Source organism: Halobaculum sp. P14 (genome assembly GCF_051195155.1).
Lineage (GTDB): Archaea > Halobacteriota > Halobacteria > Halobacteriales > Haloferacaceae > JBNTKA01.
Genome location: NZ_JBNTKB010000001.1, coordinates 387,105 through 408,852, shown reverse-complemented (window position 1 = coordinate 408,852; position 21,748 = coordinate 387,105). Strand labels below are relative to the sequence as shown.

The 21,748-nt window shown below is 68.5% G+C and carries 18 protein-coding genes; 10 read left to right on the top strand and 8 right to left on the bottom strand.

Annotated elements, in window-relative coordinates:
• Positions 1 to 65: 65 nt before the first annotated feature.
• The 4 genes from ACQUS7_RS02080 to ACQUS7_RS02065 all read right to left on the bottom strand — a co-directional run bounded on the left by ACQUS7_RS02080 (position 66) and on the right by ACQUS7_RS02065 (position 5,839).
• Positions 66 to 1,550 carry an HPP family protein gene (locus ACQUS7_RS02080; protein ID WP_435144155.1) on the bottom strand — a complete coding sequence of 495 codons (1,485 nt, stop codon included), beginning with the start codon at positions 1,548 to 1,550 and terminating at the stop codon, positions 66 to 68.
• Positions 1,551 to 1,565: 15 nt separating this feature from the next.
• Entirely contained in the window at positions 1,566 to 2,291 is a 726-nt protein-coding gene (locus ACQUS7_RS02075) for a nucleoside phosphorylase (RefSeq protein ID WP_435144153.1), read from the bottom strand.
• 57 nt (positions 2,292 to 2,348) lie between these two features.
• Entirely contained in the window at positions 2,349 to 4,838 is a 2,490-nt protein-coding gene (gene ppk1 / locus ACQUS7_RS02070) for a polyphosphate kinase 1 (protein ID WP_435144151.1), read from the bottom strand.
• Between the two features lie 236 nt (positions 4,839 to 5,074).
• On the bottom strand, positions 5,075 to 5,839 hold the full coding sequence (locus ACQUS7_RS02065; protein WP_435128205.1) for a metallophosphoesterase family protein: 765 nt from the start codon (positions 5,837 to 5,839) through the stop codon (positions 5,075 to 5,077).
• Between the two features lie 237 nt (positions 5,840 to 6,076).
• On the opposite strand from ACQUS7_RS02065, the gene map reads away from it, so the two are divergent.
• Positions 6,077 to 6,970 (top strand): type II methionyl aminopeptidase, encoded by an 894-nt coding sequence (gene map, locus ACQUS7_RS02060; RefSeq protein WP_435144148.1) that lies wholly within the window; start codon positions 6,077 to 6,079, stop codon positions 6,968 to 6,970.
• Positions 6,971 to 7,080: 110 nt separating this feature from the next.
• On the opposite strand, the gene ACQUS7_RS02055 is transcribed toward map, so the two are convergent.
• Complete coding sequence (locus ACQUS7_RS02055) at positions 7,081 to 7,281, bottom strand: hypothetical protein (protein WP_435128208.1); 201 nt, start codon at positions 7,279 to 7,281, stop codon at positions 7,081 to 7,083.
• A gap of 324 nt (positions 7,282 to 7,605) precedes the next feature.
• On the opposite strand from ACQUS7_RS02055, the gene ACQUS7_RS02050 reads away from it, so the two are divergent.
• The 7 genes from ACQUS7_RS02050 (at position 7,606) to ACQUS7_RS02020 (ending at position 16,421) form a co-directional block, all read left to right on the top strand.
• Positions 7,606 to 8,895 carry a PGF-CTERM sorting domain-containing protein gene (locus ACQUS7_RS02050; RefSeq protein ID WP_435144146.1) on the top strand — a complete coding sequence of 430 codons (1,290 nt, stop codon included), beginning with the start codon at positions 7,606 to 7,608 and terminating at the stop codon, positions 8,893 to 8,895.
• A gap of 14 nt (positions 8,896 to 8,909) precedes the next feature.
• Positions 8,910 to 10,070: an extracellular solute-binding protein gene (locus ACQUS7_RS02045; RefSeq protein WP_435144143.1), complete on the top strand. Its 1,161-nt coding sequence runs from the start codon at positions 8,910 to 8,912 to the stop codon at positions 10,068 to 10,070.
• 3 nt (positions 10,071 to 10,073) lie between these two features.
• On the top strand, positions 10,074 to 11,711 hold the full coding sequence (locus ACQUS7_RS02040; RefSeq protein WP_435144140.1) for an ABC transporter permease: 1,638 nt from the start codon (positions 10,074 to 10,076) through the stop codon (positions 11,709 to 11,711).
• A 1-nt stretch (position 11,712) separates the two neighbouring features.
• A complete protein-coding gene (locus ACQUS7_RS02035) occupies positions 11,713 to 12,858 on the top strand; it encodes an ABC transporter ATP-binding protein (RefSeq protein WP_435144137.1) in 1,146 nt (381 codons plus the stop codon).
• Between the two features lie 144 nt (positions 12,859 to 13,002).
• The gene (locus ACQUS7_RS02030; protein ID WP_435144134.1) at positions 13,003 to 14,937 is read left to right on the top strand and encodes a methyl-accepting chemotaxis protein; all 1,935 of its coding nucleotides are present in this window, start codon (positions 13,003 to 13,005) and stop codon (positions 14,935 to 14,937) included.
• Between the two features lie 92 nt (positions 14,938 to 15,029).
• Positions 15,030 to 15,578 carry an HIT family protein gene (locus ACQUS7_RS02025; RefSeq protein WP_435144131.1) on the top strand — a complete coding sequence of 183 codons (549 nt, stop codon included), beginning with the start codon at positions 15,030 to 15,032 and terminating at the stop codon, positions 15,576 to 15,578.
• A 78-nt stretch (positions 15,579 to 15,656) separates the two neighbouring features.
• Entirely contained in the window at positions 15,657 to 16,421 is a 765-nt protein-coding gene (locus ACQUS7_RS02020) for a DUF2267 domain-containing protein (protein WP_435144128.1), read from the top strand.
• Positions 16,422 to 16,488: 67 nt separating this feature from the next.
• Here ACQUS7_RS02020 and ACQUS7_RS02015 read toward each other — a convergent pair whose 3' ends face one another.
• Positions 16,489 to 17,211, bottom strand: coding sequence for a DUF72 domain-containing protein (locus ACQUS7_RS02015; RefSeq protein WP_435145217.1), 723 nt, complete (start codon positions 17,209 to 17,211; stop codon positions 16,489 to 16,491).
• Between the two features lie 88 nt (positions 17,212 to 17,299).
• A complete protein-coding gene (locus ACQUS7_RS02010) occupies positions 17,300 to 17,791 on the bottom strand; it encodes a hypothetical protein (protein ID WP_435144125.1) in 492 nt (163 codons plus the stop codon).
• A gap of 178 nt (positions 17,792 to 17,969) precedes the next feature.
• Here ACQUS7_RS02010 and ACQUS7_RS02005 point away from each other — a divergent pair, with 178 nt between their 5' ends.
• Together ACQUS7_RS02005 and rdfA are read left to right on the top strand one after the other, a co-directional pair.
• Positions 17,970 to 19,886 carry an archaea-specific SMC-related protein gene (locus ACQUS7_RS02005; protein WP_435144122.1) on the top strand — a complete coding sequence of 639 codons (1,917 nt, stop codon included), beginning with the start codon at positions 17,970 to 17,972 and terminating at the stop codon, positions 19,884 to 19,886.
• A gap of 65 nt (positions 19,887 to 19,951) precedes the next feature.
• Positions 19,952 to 20,551, top strand: a complete 600-nt coding sequence (gene rdfA, locus ACQUS7_RS02000; protein WP_435144119.1) for a rod-determining factor RdfA — start codon at positions 19,952 to 19,954, stop codon at positions 20,549 to 20,551.
• 32 nt (positions 20,552 to 20,583) lie between these two features.
• Here rdfA and ACQUS7_RS01995 read toward each other — a convergent pair whose 3' ends face one another.
• Positions 20,584 to 21,657 (bottom strand): succinylglutamate desuccinylase/aspartoacylase family protein, encoded by a 1,074-nt coding sequence (locus ACQUS7_RS01995; RefSeq protein ID WP_435144116.1) that lies wholly within the window; start codon positions 21,655 to 21,657, stop codon positions 20,584 to 20,586.
• Between the last annotated feature and the right edge of the window lie 91 nt (positions 21,658 to 21,748).

Genomic DNA, 21,748 nt, shown 5'->3' with positions numbered 1-21,748 from the left:
ACCACCATCAAAATGTCGGCTAACCCAAACGAACCGTCGCTGCCGCCTCGCCCGGGGCCGCGCCGTCAGTTCCCGCCGATTCGGTCGCGGCCGAACCGGCCGACGTCGGCGCGGTCGACGACGGCGACGTCGCAGTCGAGGTCGCGGACCTTCTCGAACGTCGGCGGCGAGAGGACCCGGGACGCCGGCGACCGGTCCCGGGAGGAGCCGAGCATCACGAGGTCGTACGCGTCGGCGTTCGCCTCGATGAACTGGAGGACGTCAGAGCGCGCGACCCTGGTCTCGACGGGGCCGTCGACCGTCTCGACGACGTCCGCGAGCCGTTCTTCGGCGCGCCGGCGCTCAACCTCGCGGTCGATGCAGGTGCACACCGAGACGCTGCCGCTTCGCCCGGCGAGCCTCGTCGCGAAGTCGACCATGGCGTGCGCCGAGTCGCCGGGGCGGGCAACCGGGACGAGCACGCGACGCCACCGCTCGCGGTCCGTGGACGGCCTGAACGCCACGGCGTCGACCGGGAACCTGAACACGCTCCTGACGAACTCCGAGAGCAGCCCGCGGTCCTCCTCGTACTGGGTCACCACGAGGTCGCAGTTCGTCGCCGTCACCGTCTCTCGGACGGACTGCAGCGGGTCGCCCGACGTCACGACCGTCTCGCACGGGATGCCGACCCGGGTCCGAATCGTCGACGCGAGCCGGTCGAGCCGCTCGGCCGCTTCGACCGCCGCGGACTCGACTTCCGGGTCGTCGATGTCGGAGAAGCCGCCATCGTCGGGCGCTATCGGCGTCGGGCTGCCGAGCGCGGAGTGTTCCGCCTCGGCGACCCGTTCGTCGCTGACGACGTCGAGCAGCACCACCTTTCCCGCCTCGTGTGCGGCGGCGAGCCGCGCGCCGAACAGCGCGGTCCGCCGCGGGTCGTCGCCGCGGACCGGGACCAGGACGTGGTCGTCCGCGCGCATCGTGCCGTACAGCAGTTCGGCGCGCTGCTGGTAGAACTGCCGGCGCCACACCGCGAACGCGGCGGCGACGATGACGCTGCCGGCGAAGATGAAGCCGACGTACAGCGCCGGCCGTTCGGGCGCCGCGAGCACCAGCAGCGCCGACGAGAACGCCGACGGCTCCTCGACGCCGAACCCCCAGGTGACGACGCCGGCCAGCAGGATGGAGAACGCGGCCGCCGTCGGCGTCACCAGCACCTCGCCGCCGCCGTCGAACAGGAGCGCCTCGATGCGGAGCGCCGCCCAGCCGCAGGCCGCGCCGGCGGTGAGCCCCGCGACGAACCGGACCGGCTCCGAGTACTCGCCCTCCGGGTTCGCGAACAGCGTGTAGGTGCCGGAGGCGAGCGGCGGGAACAGCAGGAACGAGAACCGCTGAACCACGTTCGACAGCTCCGTGACGACCGCGATCAGCAGCGGCACGAACAGCAGCACCGACAGGTGAACGAGGTTGTCGGTGTTCTCGACCCAGCGGGCGAACGCGGCGAGTTCGCGCCGCTCGACTCGGCGGAGCCGCCGGGCGGCGTCGGTGAGGGCGTCGACGAGCCGGTCGAACATGGCGGTGGGTCGGTGCTACAGCCGGGTGACGGTGTCGAGCGCGATGGAGATGGCGCGGCCGACGTTGTTCTTCGCCTTCTCCGGGAGCTCCTCGTCGGAGTCGGCGCCCTTCTGGGTGCCCTCGACGAGGTTTCCGTCGGCGGTGCAGATGGCGCCGGCGCGCATGCCGCGGCGCCGCGCCAGCGAGAACACGGCCGCCGCCTCCATCTCGATGGCGAGCAGCTCGGCCTCCTCCCAGTCTTCGACGTACGCGTCCGACTCGTTGTAGAAGGCGTCGTCGGAGACGATAGGGCCGACCTGCACGGTCTCGTCGCGCGCCTCCGCCGAGTCGACGAGCGCCGTCAGGGTCTCGTAGTCCGGGACGGCCGGATACGTCTCCGACTCGTACCGCTTCGACGTCCCCTCTTCCTTGGCGGCGCCGGTCGCGACCACCATGTCGCCGATCTCGATGTCGGTCTGGAGCGCGCCGCAGGTGCCGACGCGGATGACGGTGTCGACGCCGACGGTGTGCAGCTCCTCGACGGCGATGGCGGCCGACGGGCAGCCGATTCCGGTCGAACAGATGGTGAGTTCACAGCCCTCGTACTCGGCGTTGACGATGCGGTACTCGCGGTTCTCCGAGACCAGTTCCGCGTCGTCGCACTGGTCGGCGATGCGGTCGACGCGGTCGGGGTTCCCCGGGATGAGCGCGATGTCGTGGACGTCGCCCTCCTCGACGAGGAGATGCGGCTGTTTTGCCATACCGGAGCGTCCGCCGGTCGAGGCAAAAAGCCCGCGGAAGCGACGGCGCCGACCGGGCTACGATTCGCCGCTGTCAGTGTACACTTCCTCGAGGTCGACCTCCGGGTCGCGTCCCGGTTCGCCGCGGGACGGCCGGCCGTCGGGGTCCGGCGCAGACTCCCGGGCCCGTTCGGCGAGCCGCTCGTGGGTGTCGAGCGTCGGGCCGTCCTCGACCGGTTCGAGCTGGACGTAGCTCCCGTCCGAGCGCATCAGCCACCGCCGACGGTTGTCGGTCAGCATGGACGCCAACACGGTCTCCAGTTCCGCGCGGATCGCCGGGTCGTCGACGGGCGCGACCGCTTCGACCCGCCGGTCGAGGTTTCGCGTCATCCAGTCTGCCGACCCGACGAAGTACGCCGCGTCACGCTCGCCGCCCTGCTCGTTCTCGCCGTTGGCGAAGTAGTAGATGCGGGAGTGTTCGAGGAATCGCCCGACGACGCTGTGCACGCGGACGCTCTCGGACAGCCCCTCGACTCCGGGGCGAAGCCGACAGATCCCGCGCACCAGCAAATCGATTTCGACGCCAGCACGGGCGGCCCGGTACAGTTCACGGACGATTTCGGGGTCTTCGAGCGCGTTCATCTTCGCGACGATTCGGGCGTCGCCGCCGGCGCGGGCGACCGTCGCTTCGTTGCTGATCAGTTCGGTGACCCGCGAGCGGAGGTTCTCCGGCGCGACGAGCAGCCGGTCGTACTCGCGGTTGCGGGCGTGAGTCGTAAAGGAGTTAAACAGGTTCACCAGGTCGCCGCCGATGGCCTCGTCGGCGGTGACCAGCCCGAGATCGACGTAGCCTTTCGCCGTCTCGGAGTGGTAGTTCCCGGTACCGACGTGCGAGTACGTCGCCACGTCGCCGTCCTCCTCCCGGACGACGAGTGCGACCTTCGAGTGCGTCTTCAGCCCGATGGTGCCGTAGGCGACGTGAATCCCCTCCTCCTCGAGCCGCTTCACCCACCGGAGGTTGTTCTCCTCATCGAAGCGCGCCTTCAGCTCCACCATCACCGCGACCTGCTTGCCGTTCTTCGCGGCGTCGATCAGGCTCCCGATTACCTTCGAGTCCGGCGCGGTGCGGTAGATTGCCGCCTTGATCGCGAGCACGTCCGGGTCGTGAGCGGCCGCGTCGAGGAACGTCTGCACGGTGCCGCTGAACGAGTGGTACGGATGGTGGAGGAGTACGTCGTCGCGGCGCAGCTCCGCGAACAGGTCGTCGGGGCGGTCGGCGTCGATCCCCTCGAACCGCGGGTGTCGCTGCGGCGTCCACGGCTCCAGTTTCTGGTCAGACCGGTCGAGATCGACGACGGCGTCGAACCCATCGAGCGCGAGCGGTTCCGGTCGCACGAACACCTCTCGCTCGCTCACGTCGAGGTGTTCCACGAGCAGGTCGCGCACCTCCGCCGGCATGTCGTCGGCAATCTCCAGCCGGACGACCGTCGCGAAGCGCCGCTGGCGGAGCACGTCCTCGATCATCTCGATGAGGCCCTCGGCGACCTCCTCGTTTCGGCGCACCTCGGCGTTCCGGGTCACCCGGAACGTCGAGGAGTGACACACTTCGGTGTCCGGAAACAGGTCGTCGAGGTTCGCCTCGATGAGCCGCTCCAGTGGGAGGAATCGGTTCGTCTCCGTGTCCGTCGACGCCGCCGCTTCGGCCGTCTGCGTTCCACCGGGGTTCGCGCAGACCGCATCGACGGGGACGAGCCGCGGCCGGTTCTGCGGCACCTTGATCCGCGAGAACCGTTCTTCACCGTCGTCGTCGCGGGTCAACACGGCGACCGACAGCGAGAGGTTCGAAATGAAGGGGAACGGGTGGGCAGGGTCGAACGTCAGCGGCGTCAGCGTCGGCATCACCTGCCGCTCGAAGTGCTCCGACAGCCGGTCGCGCTCGCGGGACGTCAGGTCCCCCCACGACTCTATCTCGATGCCGGCCTCGCGCAGCGCCGGCTCGACCGACTCCGCGAAACACCGCGACTGCCGCTCGAATATCTCGCGGGCGTGTTCGAGAACCGCCTCCCACTGCTCACGCGGCGTGCGTCCGTCGGGCGTGGTCTCCGTGACGCCTGCGGCGAGCTGCTGTTTCAGGCCGCCGACGCGTTTCATGAAGAACTCGTCCATGTTCTTCGTCGTGATTCCGAGGAACCGAAGCCGGTGGAGGACCGGGTTTCGGTCGTCCTCGGCCTCGTGGAGCACGCGTCGCTGAAACGCGAGTTCGCTCAGCTCACGGCTGAGCTGGAAGCGCTCATCGTCGACCGACGCGTCCGTCGCCGACGGGACCTGGCCGCTCGCGATCGCCGGCGTCTCCGCACCGTACTGCGCCCACGGAACCGGGCATTCGGCGGTGCCGTCGTCGTCTCCGGGCGACCATCTCTGGTCGGCCTCGCCGAGCGACAGGACGGAGGGCCCGTCGGATGGCCTCGCTGCCAACGGGTCCACGGAGTCGACGGGCTCTTTCGACGAGTCGGCACCGTGTCCATCGGGGTCGTCGGAGTCGGCCACGGGGGTCGAGCTGTCGTCCATCTGTTCGTTGGTACAGAGAGAAACCCGACGGCTGGTAAGTGTTCCTGTCAGTTTGCTATTCACTCATCCGTACTTGTCCATTCCACTATGTAGCACTCCCCACGTCTGATAGCGATTTCACCGCACCAGTCGGACTGACGGGAAATCTCTCCGATACAGAATCAGCGGCGAAATCGGGTCATCGACGGGAACTCCTGTTGGCCGCGTGAGCAATCATCCTGCGACGGTCGCGGCGGTCAGTCAGACTCGCTTCCGGTCGTCATCGACTGTTCGCCGCCGTCCATCGCCGTTGTGAACGGAGGGTTCAGGACTTTTCGGTCCGCGCGCTCCTCGGCGGACCCGTTCGGAGCGACCGAGCGGAACCGGTCGGCCCGCCAGTCGTAGGCGGTGAGGTCGCCGCCGTACACGCAGCCGGTGTCGAGTCCGACCGCGAACTCGCGGACGACCGGGCGGGCGAGCACCGTGTGGCCGAAAAAGACGCGCTGGGGGCCGCCGTACTCCTCCCACCAGTACGGGCGGTCGCCGTAGCTCCCGCCGGGAACGAGCGACCGGGTGGTCTGGAGGTCGTCGATCCCGTGCTCGTCGAGGGGGACGCGCGGGTCGACGCCGCCGTGGACTACCAGCGTACCCGGCGTGCCACCCGAACCCGGCCACGAAATCGCGACGGGGAGCGAGGCGATCCAGTCGAGGTCGTCGTCCGTCAATTCGGGGAGTCGCTTCTCGCCGCGCAGCAGCTTCTCCTCGTTGTTGCCGCGGACGGTCAGGAGGTTGTCGGCCGCGCGGACGCGGTCGACGACGGCCTTGCTGTCCGGTCCCTTCCGGACGAGGTCGCCGACGAACACCACGAGGTCATCGTCGGTTACGTCCAGCGCGTCGAGCAGCCGGTCCACCTCCCCGTCGCAGCCGTGCACGTCGCCCACGACGTGGACGTCCTCCCACTCGGAGACGTCGACCCGTCTGTGGTGCGGTTCGACGTCCCGGCCGAATCGCGGTACACTCATCGGTCAATACGACGCCCCCATCCCGTAAAAACGTCGCCGAATAGTGGTACTGTGAGACCCGTAGACACGGGGTCTCCTTCTCGCGGAGGTCGCTGGCTTCCCGCCGCTTCACTCGCTGACTGGGTCGCACCAGCGGCCGAGTCGACTCACGGCTCCCGCCGACTCCTCTCGCTGCCTAACACCGACGACCGCGCAGGTAGCGCAATCCCTTTCCCGCGTTCAGTCGAACGACCGAGTATGAGCGCGCTCGACGAGGACGTTCTGGCGAAGTACCGCGAAGCCGGCGACGTGCTGACGACGGTGATGGCGGAGGCCCGCGAGAAAATCGAGCCGGGCGTCACGCACCTGGAAGTCGCCGAGTTCGCGGAGGACCGCATCCGTGAGGAGGGCGCCGGCATCGCCTTCCCCGTCAACATCTCCGTCGACGAGGAGGCCAGCCACGCGACGCCCGGCCGCGACGACGACGCGGAGTTCGGCGAGGACGTCGTCTGTCTCGACGTCGGCGTCCACGTCGACGGCTACATCGCCGACGCGGCCACGACGGTCGACCTCGCCGGCGAAGTCGAACTGAAGGAGGCCGCCGAGGAGGCGCTGGAGGCCGCCGTCGACGCCGCCGGCCCGGGCGTCCCGGTCGGCGAAATCGGCGCCGAAATCGAGGACGTCATCGAGGCGTACGGCTACACGCCCGTCTACAACCTCTCCGGGCACGGCGTCGAGCGGTTCGACGCGCACACCGGCCCGAACGTCCCGAATCGCGGCGTCGACCGGTCGGTGGAACTGGAGCCGGGGCAGGTCGTCGCCATCGAGCCGTTCGCGACCGACGGCCGCGGCAAGGTCGGCGAGGGCAGCGAGGAGGAGATCTTCGAGTTGACGAACGACCGGTCGGTGCGGAACCGCGCGGCGCGGCAGGCACTCGAAGAGATCCGGGAGCTCGACGGCCTGCCGTTCGCGGCGCGGTGGCTCTCGTCGTCGCGCGCCGAGATGGCGCTGCGCCGCCTGAAGACGAACGGCGTCGTCAAGGGCTACCCGGTACTCAAAGAAGCGGACGGGACACTTGTCTCGCAGGCCGAGCACACGCTCGTCGTCACCGAAGACGGCGTCGAAGTAACCACCGCCGGCCTGTTCGAGTAACGGCGGCCCGCGGCTCGGCGGACGGCCGCCGACTCGACGGCCGGGTCAGTGGAACTGCATGGGCGCCCCTGAGGCTGCGCCGCTCCGGTGCTCCCGAGCGGGTCGCAGGCTCAGGCGTTGTTCATCCGCGTCGCCGACTCTGCACCGCACTCGTTGCAGGTGACGACGCGGTACGGCTCACGGGAGAACGCGCTGTTCTCCTCTTTGTCGCTCTCGGTGCGGATTTCCACCCGCACGTCGTGAGCCGTCTCTCCGCCGCACTGCGAACACGATTCGTGAACGCTCTGGGGGTCGGAGGGTTGAGTCGCCATGCACCACGGGGTACACCGGATTCCTGCTTAAAGATAGGAGGTGACACAAAAAGGTTTGGGTGGCTGCGCACAGCCGCTATTTCAGCGCTGCGAAGATGCGTGGGGCTGGCAGTTCCCGACCGGCCCGGCTGGCTCCCGACGGCCGGTCGAAACGGCCGCCGGCGTCCAGCGTGGTGATTCGGCGGGCAGTCCGAACGCGAAGCCACACCGACCAACACATTTAGGGCGGCCTAATCGTAACCGTCGATGTGTCGACTCCAGCGGACTGCCCGGCGTCGTCGAACGAACCAGAAATGTTTTAGGCAAGCCTAAAAATTGGTCTGTATGGAGAGAGAAACCGGGACGCTCCGCACGCTGACCGCAGTTGCGTTCGCCGCATTACTCGTAGTGCCCACCGGGGCCGTCGCGTTCGCTCCCGGAGAACCGGTCGTCGGAGGCAGTTCGGCGACACAGCTCAACACCGAACGGGCGGCCCAGACGACCGCGAGCACGTCCGAAGACGTCGCGTTCGTCCGCACGATTGAAGAGATGAAGGGGCACCTCGCTGTGTCGCGCCAGTACGCGAAAGCGGGGAATACGAAGCTCGCCATCCTCCACGCCGGCCACCCACACCGGGAGTACTGGACGGCCGTCAACGCGACGCTCCGTGAGGCGAATGCGACGCTGGCGGCGGAACTCGAGGCCGCGCTTCTCGCCGCGCCGAACCACGCACGCAACGACTCCGCGAGCGAGTACGCGACCTACCTCAACGAGACGGTGTTCGACATGCTCGACCGCGCCAAGCGCGCCGTCGTCGGCGACCGGGTGGAGAACGCGACGTTCAACGCGAAGGTCTCGCGCGACCTCCTCCAGCGTGCAGTGCAGGAGTACGGGGAGGGTGTCGCCGCGAACGGAACCGTCGTCAATCGGATGGAGTACGACGACGCCCGTGGCTTCGTCATCCGCGCCGAGTCGCTGTACGCGAACCACGTCCGTGCGACGCTGTCCGAACACGCCCGCGCGGAACTCGACGAGATGTTTGAGACGCTCCACAGCGCTATCGGCGACTCGAAGGCTCCGAGCGACGTGAAAAGCATCACGAACGGAATCGCCGCCGAATACAGCGAGTATACCGGAATCGATGCCGAGACGAACGGGTCGGGGGTCGAAAAAGTCGTAGCTGAAATAACGGAACACCTCCACGAGGCGGTCGAAGCCTACGCGAACGGGAACGAGGCGAAGGCCAAGCAGATCATTCGGCAGACCTACCTCTCCTACTTCGAGGGGCTCGAGGGCGAACTCATCGAGAAGCGCCCCGAACTGGTCGAGGAACTCGAAGCCGACTTCAACGAGGACCTCCCGGGCCTCATCGAACGAAACGCCTCCGTGAGCAAGGTCCGCAGCGAGGTCGAGTCGATGGAGAAGAAACTCGCCGAAGTCGAGACAGTACTGTCGACCGAAAGCGAGAAAACCATCAGTCTCGGCAACGAAACCGAGACAGCCACGACGACGCAGTCGGCAGCGACGACCGAGTCAGAGACCACCACGACCACCTCCACGCCCGGATTCGGCGTCGGCGTCACGCTCTGTGCACTCGCCGGCGCGTTCCTCGCGCTACGCCGACGCTCGAACTGACGACATCGATACTCATGACCTCCGACCGGACATCCCGACTCACAGACCGTCGCACGTTCATCGCGGGCACCGTAGGAACCGCCAGCCTGCTCGCCGGCTGTAGCGGCATTTCGGGGTCGTCACGGAGTGGGACGACCGACGACCCGGTAGTCGAGACCGGAACCGCGTCGACGCGGACCCCGGAAGGCGGAGCCCCCTCTATCGACGACCTGCCGGATCTCGAGGGCGACCTCACGGTCTACCTGGGGCGCGGCGAAGGCGGCGCGTACAGCGACCTCGTCTCGTACCTCGAAGACACTCGCTACGAGGACTTCTCGGTCACGCTCAAGCGCGGTCCGTCGTCGGGGCTGGCGAACACGATTCTCACGGAGGCCGCCAACGGCGAATCACCCGCCGACGTGTTCTGGTCTATCGACGCTGCGTCGCTCGCTCTCGTCGCTCGAAACGGCCTCGCGGCGACACTTCCCGCCGACCTCACAGGTATCGTCGCCGGGAAGTTCCGCGACTCGAAGCGCCGCTGGGTCGGCCTCACCGGCCGCGCACGTGCAATCCCGTACAACACGGACAGACTGACCGCTGACGATATCCCTGCCTCAGTCTTCGACATCCCGGGCAAGAAGCGATTTCAGGACGCGCTGGGCTGGGCACCCTCTTACGGGTCGTTTCAGGCGTTCGTTACGGCGATGCGGCACCTCGAAGGCGACAGCCGCACCCGCCAGTGGCTCAACGGCGTTCAGGAAACCGGCGTCAAGTCGTATCCGGGCGAATTCGGCGTCACGTACGACGTCGCACAAGGAACCGTGAGCGCCGGATTCGCAAATCACTACTACGCCCTCCGGTTGAAGCAAGCGAACCCAGACGCGCCTGTCGACCTCGCGTTCACGCACGGCGGGCCGGGCGCGCTCATCAACGTCGCCGGCGCGCTCGTTTTACGGTCGAGCGACCGGTTCGACCTCGCGACGAACTTCGTCCGCCACTTCCTCACCAGGGAGGTTCAGCGGTACCTGGTCGAACACGTCTACTCGTACCCGCTCGCTTCCGGCGTCGCACCGCCGGACGGCGGCGATATCGAACTCCCGTCGATCGCCGAACTCGACCCGCCGGACATCGATCTTGCAGCACTCGGTAACGTCAAAGAAACTATCAGACTCCTGCGCGACACCGGCGTCCTCTGAGAGATGAGCGAGAGCCAGCGAGACGGTGACGGCGTCAGCCCGCTCCACGGACCCGGAGAGACGATTCGCCGCGTCCGGGACCGGGGCGCACCGCCGCTCGCGCTGCTCGCCGCCGGCGTCGTCGTTGCACTCGCCGTACTCGCACCCGTCGGCTGGCTGGTCGTCCGTGCACTCGAAGTCCCGAGGCCACGGGCGATCCATCTGCTCACCAGCAGGTCGACGCTCACCGTCCTCGTAAACAGTATCGGTCTCGTCGCAGCCGTCACGGCCGCATCCACCGCGCTCGGCGTCCCGCTCGCCGTCGCCACCGCCCGCACCGACCTCCCGTTCTCGCGATTCTGGACGGTCGCCCTGGCGCTGCCGCTGGTGGTACCGAGCTACCTCGGCGCGTTCGCGTACGTCGCCGCGTTCGGACCGAACGGGACGCTCGCCGACGCCCTTGCCCCGCTCGGCGTCGTCGGTCTCCCGTCCATCTACGGCTTCCCCGGAGCGACGTTCGTCCTCACGCTGTACGTCTACCCCTACGTCTTCCTCGGGACGCGCGCCGCGCTGCTCACGATGGACGCCTCGCTCGTGGAGGCAGCGCGGACGCTCGGGGACTCGCCGGTCGCCGCGTTCCGCCGCGTCACGCTCCCGCAGATACTCCCCGGCATCACTGCCGGTGCACTCCTCGTCGCGCTGTACGCTCTCAGCGACTTCGGCACTCCGGCGATCATGCACGTCGACGTCTTCACCCGCGTCATCTACGTCGAGTACTCCTACTCTCGGGACACCGCTGCGCTCCTCTCCGTGCAGCTCTTGTTCGTCACGGCGGTCGTCCTCCTGCTGGAGTCGCGCGTCTCCGGAACGGACGGCTCCGGCTACGCGACCGGACAGGTCCGTTCGGCGAGTCGCCTCCAGCTGGGGTGGCTGAAAGCCCCAGTCCTCCTTACCTGCGCGGCCGTCGTCGCGCTCGCGCTCCTCGTGCCGCTCGGCGTCTTCACGCAGTGGTTCTTCCGGGACGTTCCTGCCTACGGCGGCGGTTTCTCCTTGGAGTACGCGTGGAACTCGGTCTACGCCGCCGCACTCACCGCCGGCGTCGCCGTGGTCGCGGCCGTCCCCGTCGGATATCTCTCCGGCCGCTACGCGGACTCGCGGCTCGCGCGGCTCCTCGAACGCGTCACCTACGCGGGCTACGCCGTCCCCGGAATCGTCATCGCGCTCGCGCTCGTCTACGTCGGTGTGCGTTACGTCCGCGGGCTCTACCAGACGCTCCCGCTACTCGTCTTCGCGTACGTCGTGCGGTTCCTGCCCCAGGCGGTCGGCACGACGCGGTCGAGCGTCGTGCAGGTCGACCGCCGCCTCGTGGAGGCGGCGCGGACGCTCGGGGACTCGTCGGTCGCGGCGTTTCGGCGCGTCACGCTTCCGCTCATCCTTCCGGGCGTCTCCGCGGGCGCGGCGCTCGTCTTCCTGACGACGATGAAGGAGTTACCCGCGACGCTGCTGCTTCAACCGGCGAACTTTCGAACGCTCGTGACCTACATCTGGACGGCCCGTGAGTCCGGGTTCTACGGCCGCATCGCCGTCCCGGCACTCATACTGCTCGGAGTTTCCGCGCTCTCGATGGTCGTCATCCTCACACGTGAACGCACACAGCGATAAAATGACCGACACACATCTCGAACCGGAGGACGAACACGCAGAGAACGCGGCAGGCGAACCCTGGCGCGACGCTGAAATTCCCGACGAGGACGTCGCCCTCGAAACTGACCGCGTGAGCAAGCACTACGGTAGCGAAACCGCGGTGGAGAACCTCTCACTCCGGGTTCGCGAGGGGGAACTGCTCACCATCCTCGGCCCGTCGGGATGCGGGAAGACGACGACGCTTCGCCTGCTCGCCGGGCTGGAAGCGCCCTCCGAAGGAACGGTTCACATCGAGGGGCGGCGCGTCGCGGACGCCGACGCTGCCAGGCCACCGAACGAGCGGAACGTCGGACTCGTGTTCCAGGACTTCGCGCTGTTCCCCCACCTTTCGGTCGCGGAGAACGTCGCCTACGGGATCGCGGACGCGAGCGACGAGGCGCAGGCCGGCCGCGTCGAGGAACTTCTCGATCTGGTCGACCTGGTGGGCTTCGAAGAACGGGACCCGAGTGAGCTCTCCGGAGGGCAGCAGCAGCGCGTGGCGCTCGCTCGCGCGCTCGCTCCCGAACCTGACGTGTTGCTGCTCGACGAGCCGTTCTCGAGTCTCGACGTCCGGCTCCGCGTGGAGATGCGCGAGGAGCTCAAACGGATTCTGTCGGCTGCGGGGGTCACCGCGGTCTCCGTCACGCACGACCAGGAGGAGGCGTTGAGCCTCTCTGACCGGGTCGCAGTGATGCACGACGGCCAGCTCGAGCAGGTCGGCCCGCCCGAGGCCGTCTTCGAGAACCCCGAGTCGCGGTTCGTCGCGTCCTTCCTCGGACACGCCGGTTTCCTCTCCGGAAACATCGGCGAGGAAACGGTAGAGACGCAGGTCGGCCCGATACCGCGAACGCAACTCACCGGGACCGTGGAGCCGTACGTCGGCGCCATGGTCGACGTCCTCGTCCGCCCCGACGACGTCGCACTCGCCCCGGCGGTCGGGGAGCCGGACGGCTTCGTCACCCGCAGGCAGTACACCGGCCCGTCGTTCGTCTACGACGTCGAGTTAGCGAACGGGGACCGAGTTCGGTGTCGACAGAACCACACGGAGAGCTACCCGGTCGGGTCGGGCGTCGACCTGGAGCTGGTCGCTGACCACGCGCTCGCGTGGTACCCGACGCAGTCGTAACCGCGTTGACGGATTGTCGCTCCAGCTGTCTGCATCGACAGTTCACTATTCGTCCGCGATGAAATCCCGTAAATCTAGTGTGAAAGTATCAGAACTCGGTTTTGGGGCGCTGAACCCTTATGCGGGGTGTGTGTCGGCTTCTGCATGGCACACGCGATTCGGGGGAGTCAGTCGGGCCGTTCGATCATCGACCGCGTCCGGCGGAAGCTAGCGACGTTCGTCAGGTACACGCCCAGCGGAGATACGATTCCGGCCGAGCGGTGGCGCTCCCGTCACCGAAAAATCCTGGTGTCGCTCGTGGCGCACGTGCCGCTGCTGTTGGCACTCGGGCTGTACGAGGGCACCGAGTCGGCGGTCACCGGCGCGACAATTCCGGCGACTCCGACGTGGCTCGTCGTCGGGGAACTCGGAATCGTCGTCGCGCTCGCCGCCCTCGCCGCGTGGTCGCGGCCGAGCAGGCGAACGCGGACCGCGCTCGCGTCCGTCGGGCTGATGACGACGTCGACGCTGCTCGTGCAGTTCTCGGGCGGCTACATCGAGGCGCACTTCCACTTCTTCGTCGTCATGGCGGTCATCGCCGTCTACGAGGACTGGCTCCCGTTCGCCATCGGCCTCGGCTACGTCGCGACCGGCCACGTCGTCTTCAGCATGATCGACCCGACGAACGTCTACAACCACCCGGCCGCCATCAACTACCCGTGGGCGTGGGCGGGCATTCACGCCGCGTTCATCCTCGCGCTCTCCGGGGCGCTGATGTCGAACTGGTACTCCATCGAGAAGTCCCGCGAGGAGTCCGAACAGCGGCTCCAGCAGGTCGCCGCGCAGACCGAAGAGATTCAGGACGTCGAGGAGGCCGTCGAGCAGGCGGAGGCGCGGCGGCAGGAGGTCGAACAGCTGAACGCGCACCTCGAATCGAAGGCGGACGACTACAGCGGGGCGATGGCGCGGGCCGCCGCCGGCGAACTGACGGTGCGGCTCGACGCGGAGAGCGACTCGGCGGCGATGACGCAGATCGCGACCGCGTGCAACGAGATGCTCGACGAGATCGAGTCGGCGATGGCGGACATCCAGGTGTTCGCCGACGAGGTCGCCGCCGCGAGCGACGCGACGACCGGCGGCGTCGACGAGGCAGAACGGGCCGCCGAGTCCGTGAACGCCGCCACGGAAGCCATCGCGGCGAGCGCCGACGAGCAGCGCGGCATGCTCGAGGAGGTGGCGAGCGAGATGAACAACCTCTCGGCGACCATCGAGGAGGTCGCCTCGTCGGCCCAGACCGTCGCCGACACCTCCGAGACGACCGCCGAAGTTGCGGACGCCGGCGAGTCCACCGCGGAGGACGCCATCGACCGGATGGCCGACGTCCAGGACGCCATCGATTCGACCGTCGACAACGTCCAGTCGCTCGAATCCCAGATGGACGAAATCGGCGACATCGTCGACCTCATCAGCGACATCGCCGAGCAGACGAACATGCTCGCGCTCAACGCCAACATCGAGGCGGCGCGCGCCGGCGCGAGCGGCGGCGCGGGGAGCAGCGGCGGCTTCGCGGTCGTCGCGGACGAAGTGAAACAGCTCGCCGAGGAGACGCAGGACGCCGCCGCCGACATCGAGTCGCTCATCACGGACACCCAACGGCAGACAGCGGAGACGGTCAGCGGCGTTCGGGCCGCCCAAGCGGACATCGAAGCCGGCGCGGACGCGGTCACGGACGCCGCGGCGGCGCTCTCTGAGGTCGCCGACAACGCCCGGGAGACGAACCAGGGAATCCAGGAGATCAACCGCGCGACCGACGACCAGGCGGCGAGCACCGAAGAGGCCGTCGCGATGATCGAACCGGTCACGGAGATCAGCAGGACCACGGCGACGGACGCCGCGGAGGTTTCGGAGACGGCCGCCGACCAGGTGTCGACGATGTCGGCGGTGAGCGACGAAGCCGAGTCGGTCGCGGTGCGCGCCGAGAAACTCGAACGGCTCCTCGGGGCGTTCGACGTCGGCGGCGTCGACGCGACGGCCAGCGGCGCCGACGCATCCGCCGGGCGGGCGAACGCGGCGATGCACGACGGCGGCTCCCCCGAATAGCCGCTCCACGCCGGGGTCGGCGGCGGAGCGGAGCCGACAGCAGACCGCCGAAAGCGTCGGGGTTCAAGGGACGGGGCCGCGACGACCCGGGTATGGAACAGGTGTTCGCCCCGTGGCGCATCGACTGGGTCGAGCGCGACGACCGGAACGAGGACATCGACGGCTGCCCGTTCTGCGTGCTGCCGGGCCGCGACGACGACCGGGCGTCCCGCATCGTCGCGCGGTCGCCGCGGACGTTCGTGCTGCTCAACAACTACCCGTACAACCCGGGGCACGCGATGGTGATTCCGCGGGTCCACGAGGGGGACTACGCGGCGCTCGAGGAGGCGACGCTGCTGGAGCACGCCCGGATGAAACAGCGCACCTTCGCGGCGCTCCGCGAGGCGCTCGACCCCGACGGCTTCAACGCCGGCATGAACCACGGCGGGTCGGCCGCCGGCGGGTCAATCGGCGACCACGTCCACACGCACGTCGTGCCGCGGTGGGACGGCGACACGAACTTCATGGCGGTCGTCGGCGACACGAAAGTCATCGTCGAGGCGCTCGACGACACCTGGGAGCGCGTCCGCGAGGCCTTCGCGGCGCTCGACGGCGCGTCCGTCGACGGCGACGACGCCGCACCGCGGTTCGACGGCGCGTGACGGTGCGTAACGGCGCGTGACAGCGGCCACGAACTTTACCCGGCGGCCGGGCGGATTTCCGTCCGTTCGGCCACAGCCATGACACGAAACCTGGTCAGTCTGACGCGGGACGGAGCGGCGTTCGACTCCGACGAGGACGTCGAAGCCACCATCGACGCGACGCTTTCGGCGCTCGGCGCCAGCATCTCGACCGGGGAGAAACGGGACGTCGCCGAGTTCCTCCCCGGGCGGTTCGCGGACGCGTTCCTGTCGAGCGGCACGGCGGAGCCGGAGCCGCTGCCGTACGACGAGTTCCTCGGCCGGGTCGCCGACGACCTCGACGTCACCGAAGAGCGCGCAGAGCGCCGCGTCCGAGCGGTGATGGCGGCGCTCGCGCAGGTCGTCGGGGAGCCGGAGCTGGGCGACGCTCGGGCGCAGCTTCCGCCGGAGTACGGCCGCGCGTTCGAGACGGCCGGCGGACTCACCGACGAGTCGTTCGGCGCCGCCGTCGCCGACGCCACCGACCTCTCCGAGCCGGAGTCGTCGGCTGCGGCGCGCGCGACGCTCGAAACGCTCAGCGAGCGGCTCACCCGCGGCGAGAGCGAGGACCTCGCACACTACCTCCGCGGCGCGGCGAACCGGTGGATTCTGTCCGGCGACGCCGACGCCGAGGCGTTCCCGCCCGAGGAGTTCGTGAGCCGGGTCGCCGCCCGCGCCGAGGTCGACGAGGACCGCGCCCGCGAGTACGTCGACGCGGTCGCGACCACGCTGGCCGGCGTCGTTCCGGACCGGGAACTCGAGCGGGCCGCCGCACAGCTCCCGGACTCGTACGACGCGCTGCTCGCGCCCGCGACGACGGTGTAGCCGGGACGGTGTAGTCGGCCGCGTAGCCGGTCCGGGCTCGTCGAGATAATCGCTCGTTTCGGGGGTTTCAGTCCGCCCTGACTGCCCGGAACGACCGGGCGTTCTCGAACATGGCGTCGTTGTTGAACAGGACGTAGACGGTTTCGTGGTCGTCGCGGAGGTCGCTGACGGCGTCGTCGAGTTCGCGGAGCTCCGACCGGTCGTAGTCGTACTCGTAGTCGTACCGGTCCTCGTTCAGTCCGTGCAGCCGGAGGTACGCGGTCGGGTGGCTCGACACCGGGTCGTCGCGGAGCGGGTCGACGACGTGGACGAGGTCGAGGTCGTCACAGACGTCGGCGACGCGCCCCGGTTGGTCGTGCCAGTCGCCCCGCGGCTCCCACGCCACCGTCAGCTCGCCGCGGTCGACGTCGCCGAGGAACTCCCGCATCGCCGCCTCGTGGTCCGCGGAGGCGCCGAAGCTCGGCGGCGTCTGCAAGAGCACCACCGGAGCGTCCAGCGCGTCGGCGCGGGCGGCTGTACGGTCCCACGCCGCCTCTACGGAGTCGGTCGGTCGGAGTCCGCCGACCTCGTCGCTGTCGAGCGCGTCGTCCGCCTCGACGTCGTCGCGCTCGCCGTTCCAGGTGGGACTCGCCCACTCGTGGGTCAGCGCCTGCCACCCCTTGACGGCGAACTCGAATCCGTCGACGGCCTCCCGGCGCCACCGCTCCGCCGTCGACACCTGCGGCAGCGAGTAGAACGTCGTGTTCAGTTCGACGAGGTCGAACGCCGGGTCGTCGGAGTACGCGTGCAGCTTGCTCTCGTACTCCGACTTCCACCCCTCCGGCGGCTCGTACCACCGGTAGCCGCAGGTGCCGATTCGGACGGAGTCGCCTATCGGCTCAGCGGCCCGTCTCGGGTCGCTCCTCCTCGTTCGGCGCGTCCGCCGCCTCCGCCTCGTGGTACCGCTGTTCGTCGTCAGTGTGGAGCTTCTGGCGCGTCTCGTGTTTCTGCTCGTACAGCCGCTCCTCCCACGCCAGCAGCTGCTCGTCGACGCCCTGCTCGGTCTCCGGCATCGACTCGAACTCCTCGCGCAGCAGCTCGCGGCACAGCGTCTGCACTGACTCCTCGGTGGAGTCGTCGACGTCCATCGTCTCGACGCTGTCCGCGCCGTACGCGGCGTTCGCGAGCGCGTTCCGGTTCAGCCTGCCGACCCGGTCGACCACCTGCAGCGCGAGGTCGTCGGGCGACTCCGGCGGGAACCCCGATTCCGACAGCAGGAAGTGGTCCGCCGGCGAGTCGAGCGCGGAGTTGCCGAGGTCCGACGGCGACGCCGGCTCCCATCGTTCCGTCGTCGTTCCGTCGAACTCGGGCTCGTGGAGTTCGTACGACATGGGTGCGGGTGTGAACTGGTGTCGTCGTCCGGAAAAGTCTACTCGCCAAGCCGGGCTCGGCGGGTCGGGCCGCCCGCGGACGCGCGCGTCCGTTCGTGTCGGCAATAGAAACAAGACCTTAGTAGGTTTCGAACTGAGTACAGGTGTGAAACAGCGTGGGCTTACGGATTCCCCTCTCGTGCACGCGGAGAACGTCGGGGGAATCGACGAGACGGATGTGGAACTCGCGCCCGGCGTGAACGTCCTGCACGGCCGGAACGCGACGAACCGGACGTCGTTCCTGCAGGCGCTCATGGCCGCCATGGGCAGCGACCGCGTCTCGCTGAAAGGCGACGCCGACGAGGGCCGCGTCCGGCTCGACGTCGACGGCGAAACGTACACCCGGACGCTCACCAGGACCGGCGACACCGTCGCGTTCGGCGGCGACCCGTACTTCGACGACCCGACGCTCGCCGACCTGTTCGCGTTCCTGCTCGAAGACAACCCTGCGCGGCGCGCCGTCGCGATGGGCGGCGACCTCCGCGAACTCATCATGGAGCCGGTCGACACCGCCTCCATCCAGGCCGACATCGACCGGCTCGAAGCCGAAAAACGCGAGGTCGAAGCGGAGCTCGACGACCTCGACACGCTCAAACAGCGGCTCCCGACGCTCGAACAGCGCCGCACCGACCTCCAAGACGACATCGAGCAGAAACGCGACGCGCTCACCGAGCTGGAGGCGGAAATCGACGAGGCGGACGCCGACCTCGACGAGACCCGCGACAGCCGGTCGGACCTGGAAGCGACGCTCGAGGAACTCCGCGACGTCCGGTCGACGCTCGAAGAGGTCCGGTTCGACATCGAAACCGAAAAAGAGAGCCTGGAGTCGCTGCGGTCGGAAAAGCGGGAGACGGAGGCCGACCTCGACGACGTCGACGCGGTGGACGAGTCGCGGCTCGACGAGATCGAAGCGGAGATCGCGGAGCTGCGCGAGCAGAAGCAGTCGCTGGACTCGCGGACCTCCGAGCTGCAGAACATCATCCGGTTCAACGAAGACCGGCTCGAAGACGCCGCCGACGGCGGCCTCGACCTCGGTGCGGACGGCGACTCGGCGGAGACGGGCGCGCCGACGGACAAGCTGCTGTCCGACGAGTCGGTGACGTGCTGGACGTGCGGCAGCGACGTCGAGCGGGACGCCATCGAGGCGACGATCGACCGGCTGAAAGAGAGTCGGTCGGAGCTGCTGAGCGACCGGCGCGAGCTCGACGACCGGATTTCCGCGTTGAACGACGAGCGCGCGGACATCACCGACCGGCGGGACCGGCGGGACCGGCTGGAGCGGTCGCTCGAACAGACCACCCAGGAGATCGAGCGGCGCGAAGACCGGCTGGCCGACCTGAAAGAGCGGCGGGAGTCGCTGAAAGCGGAGGTCGAGCAGCTGGAGACGGAGGTGGCGGAGCTGGAAAACGAGACGTACGAGGACATTCTGGAGCTGCACCGGGAGGCGAACGAGGTGGAGTTCGAGATCGGCCGGCTGGAGGACGACCTGGCGTCGGTGGAGTCGGAAATCGAGGAGGTGGAGTCGGAGCTCGGCCGCGAGGAGGAGCTGCAGTCGCGCCGAGAGGAGATCAGCGAGGAGTTGGTGGAGCTGCGGACGCGGATCGACCGGATCGAAGAGGAGGCGGTCGAGGAGTTCAACGACCACATGTCGTCGGTGCTGGAGATTCTGGACTACGAGAACCTCGACCGGATCTGGCTGGAGCGCGTCGAGACGGAGGTGCGGGAGGGGCGGCGGAAGGTGTCGAAGACGGAGTTCGAACTGCACATCGTGCGGCGGACGCGGTCGGGGACGGCGTACGAGGACCGCGTGGAGCACCTGAGCGAGTCCGAGCGGGAAGTGACGGGGCTGGTGTTCGCGCTGGCCGGCTATCTGGTGCACGACGTCTACGAGGAGGTGCCGGTGATGCTGTTGGACTCGCTGGAGGCGATCGACTCCGAGCGCATCGCGCGGCTGGTCGACTACCTGCGCGAGTTCGCGGACTACCTCGTGGTCGCGCTGCTCCCGGAGGACGCCGAAGCGCTCGACGACGACTACCACCGCGTCACCGACATCTGACCGGGACGGCCGCGTCGTCGCCGGCGAGGGAGCGGTTTATTTCCTGCGGGGTCTACGGCCCACGCATGAGCGACGACAGTCGGCCGAACGTCAAGGTGGCGCGCGTCATCGACGAGTACGAGCTCGATGGCCTCGGCGCCGAACTGGAGCGGCTCTGGGTCGGCAACGGCGAGGAGTCACGGAGCCTCCGCGACCTCGCGGACCTGTTCAACCGTCGCGTCCTCGACGCCGCGCTCCGGGACGCCGACGTCCAGCGCGACACCGGCCAGACGTACGAGGCGCTCACCGGCGACGACGTCAGCGAGGGCGTCCGGACGCAGGTCGTCCGCGCGCTCGAAGACCGCGGCGTCGACGCGGACGAACTCACCGCGGACTTCGTTTCCCACCAGTCCATCCACACCTACCTCACGGAGTACCGCGGCGCCGAAAAGGCCGAACCGTCCGACGAAGACGTCCTCGAACGAAGCGAATCCACGGTCGCCCGGCTCCGCGGCCGGCTCGAAGCCGTCACCCGAAACACGCTCGAATCGCTCCGCGACGGCGACCGACTCACCCTCGGCGACTTCGACGTGCTCGTCGACGTCCGCGTGTTCTGCGCCGACTGCGGCGCCGACTACCCGGTCACCGACCTGTTCGCCCGCGGCGGCTGCGACTGCGACGACTGACTCCGCGCCGCCCGCGCCGCCGCCGACGCGACCTACTCCGCTTTCTCCTCGTCCGCCATCCAGCGCTGCCCGTACGACCGGTAGCCGTCGAACTCGCCGCGGCTGATCTCCCGCTCGATCTCTTCGCGGGTCTCCGCGCTGATGCGGACGAGGTGACACAGCGGGTGGCCGGGGAGCGCGACCGGGTTCTCGAGGACGCCGACGATGAGCCCGGTGAACGGCGCCTCGACGACCCGCTCCTCCGATTTGAAGTGGTCCGAAACCGTACAGATGGCGTCGCCCTCGTGGACGAGCGGGTTCGGCCCCCACTGCATCTCCACGAGGCCGCCGCTGTCGGCGCGAATCCACCGCTTCTCCTCGGTCGGCCCCATCACTTTCCGCCACGACGGCTCCGCGACGTCGCCGCCGGGGTAGACGCCGTACTCCGCGAGGACGCTCTCGACGCCGTCGAGCGCCTTCTCGATGAGCGCCGGCTGGAACCGGTGGGCCTTCCCCATCTCGACGGTGAGCGTCGGAATCCCGTTCCGGGACGCCACCGCCCGGAGCGACCCTTCGTCGCCTTCGCCGGACAGAATCACGTTCGTCCCGAAGGCCTCCGCGAGCCGTTCGACCTCCGGATTCTCGACGTCCGCACGGGCGTGATACATCGTCGTCCGGTTCCGCGTCGACGTATGGAAGTCCAGCCCGAAGTCGCACTGACTCACGAACCGCTGATACACGTGATGCGCCATCCGCTCGGCCGTGTTCGACCGCTCCTTGCCCGGGAACGACCTGTTGATGTCCTGGTCGTAAATCGGGAGGTATCGCTGCTGGCTCTGGTACCCCGGGACGTTGACGACGTGGAGCAGGACGAGCGTCCCGTCGACGTCGCTGGGCCGGTACCGGGCTGCGACCTCCTGAAGCACCTTGACGCCGTTGAGTTCGTCGCCGTGAACCGCCGCCGTCATGAACACGCGCGGACCGTCGCCGGCGCCGTTGATGACGGTGACCGGGAGTTCGACCGGGTCGCCGAGGTACGTCTCGCTCACCTCGTAGCGGAACTGCCGCTTTTCGCCGGGGTCGACCTCCGCCTCGAACCGGAACGGACGCGGTTGTTCGCCGGACATGCGTCCCCGTCGGCCCAGCGACGTGTTAACTAATCCGCTCGCGTGGACATCGCGGACAGTCTCATCGGGATTCCGAGACGCCAAATTCGGG

Bases quoted from the DNA above. Each gene is read 5' to 3' on its own strand.
- ACQUS7_RS02050 (WP_435144146.1), top strand. From the start codon at position 7,606: ATGGAGAGAGAAACCGGGACGCTCCGCACGCTGACCGCAGTTGCGTTC.
- ACQUS7_RS01995 (WP_435144116.1), bottom strand. From the start codon at position 21,657: ATGTCCGGCGAACAACCGCGTCCGTTCCGGTTCGAGGCGGAGGTCGAC.
- ACQUS7_RS02035 (WP_435144137.1), top strand. From the start codon at position 11,713: ATGACCGACACACATCTCGAACCGGAGGACGAACACGCAGAGAACGCG.
- ACQUS7_RS02010 (WP_435144125.1), bottom strand. From the start codon at position 17,791: ATGTCGTACGAACTCCACGAGCCCGAGTTCGACGGAACGACGACGGAA.
- ACQUS7_RS02040 (WP_435144140.1), top strand. From the start codon at position 10,074: ATGAGCGAGAGCCAGCGAGACGGTGACGGCGTCAGCCCGCTCCACGGA.
- ACQUS7_RS02025 (WP_435144131.1), top strand. From the start codon at position 15,030: ATGGAACAGGTGTTCGCCCCGTGGCGCATCGACTGGGTCGAGCGCGAC.
- ACQUS7_RS02075 (WP_435144153.1), bottom strand. From the start codon at position 2,291: ATGGCAAAACAGCCGCATCTCCTCGTCGAGGAGGGCGACGTCCACGAC.
- map (WP_435144148.1), top strand. From the start codon at position 6,077: ATGAGCGCGCTCGACGAGGACGTTCTGGCGAAGTACCGCGAAGCCGGC.
- ACQUS7_RS02065 (WP_435128205.1), bottom strand. From the start codon at position 5,839: ATGAGTGTACCGCGATTCGGCCGGGACGTCGAACCGCACCACAGACGG.
- ACQUS7_RS02080 (WP_435144155.1), bottom strand. From the start codon at position 1,550: ATGTTCGACCGGCTCGTCGACGCCCTCACCGACGCCGCCCGGCGGCTC.
- ppk1 (WP_435144151.1), bottom strand. From the start codon at position 4,838: ATGGACGACAGCTCGACCCCCGTGGCCGACTCCGACGACCCCGATGGA.
- ACQUS7_RS02055 (WP_435128208.1), bottom strand. From the start codon at position 7,281: ATGGCGACTCAACCCTCCGACCCCCAGAGCGTTCACGAATCGTGTTCG.
- ACQUS7_RS02045 (WP_435144143.1), top strand. From the start codon at position 8,910: ATGACCTCCGACCGGACATCCCGACTCACAGACCGTCGCACGTTCATC.
- ACQUS7_RS02020 (WP_435144128.1), top strand. From the start codon at position 15,657: ATGACACGAAACCTGGTCAGTCTGACGCGGGACGGAGCGGCGTTCGAC.
- ACQUS7_RS02030 (WP_435144134.1), top strand. From the start codon at position 13,003: ATGGCACACGCGATTCGGGGGAGTCAGTCGGGCCGTTCGATCATCGAC.
- rdfA (WP_435144119.1), top strand. From the start codon at position 19,952: ATGAGCGACGACAGTCGGCCGAACGTCAAGGTGGCGCGCGTCATCGAC.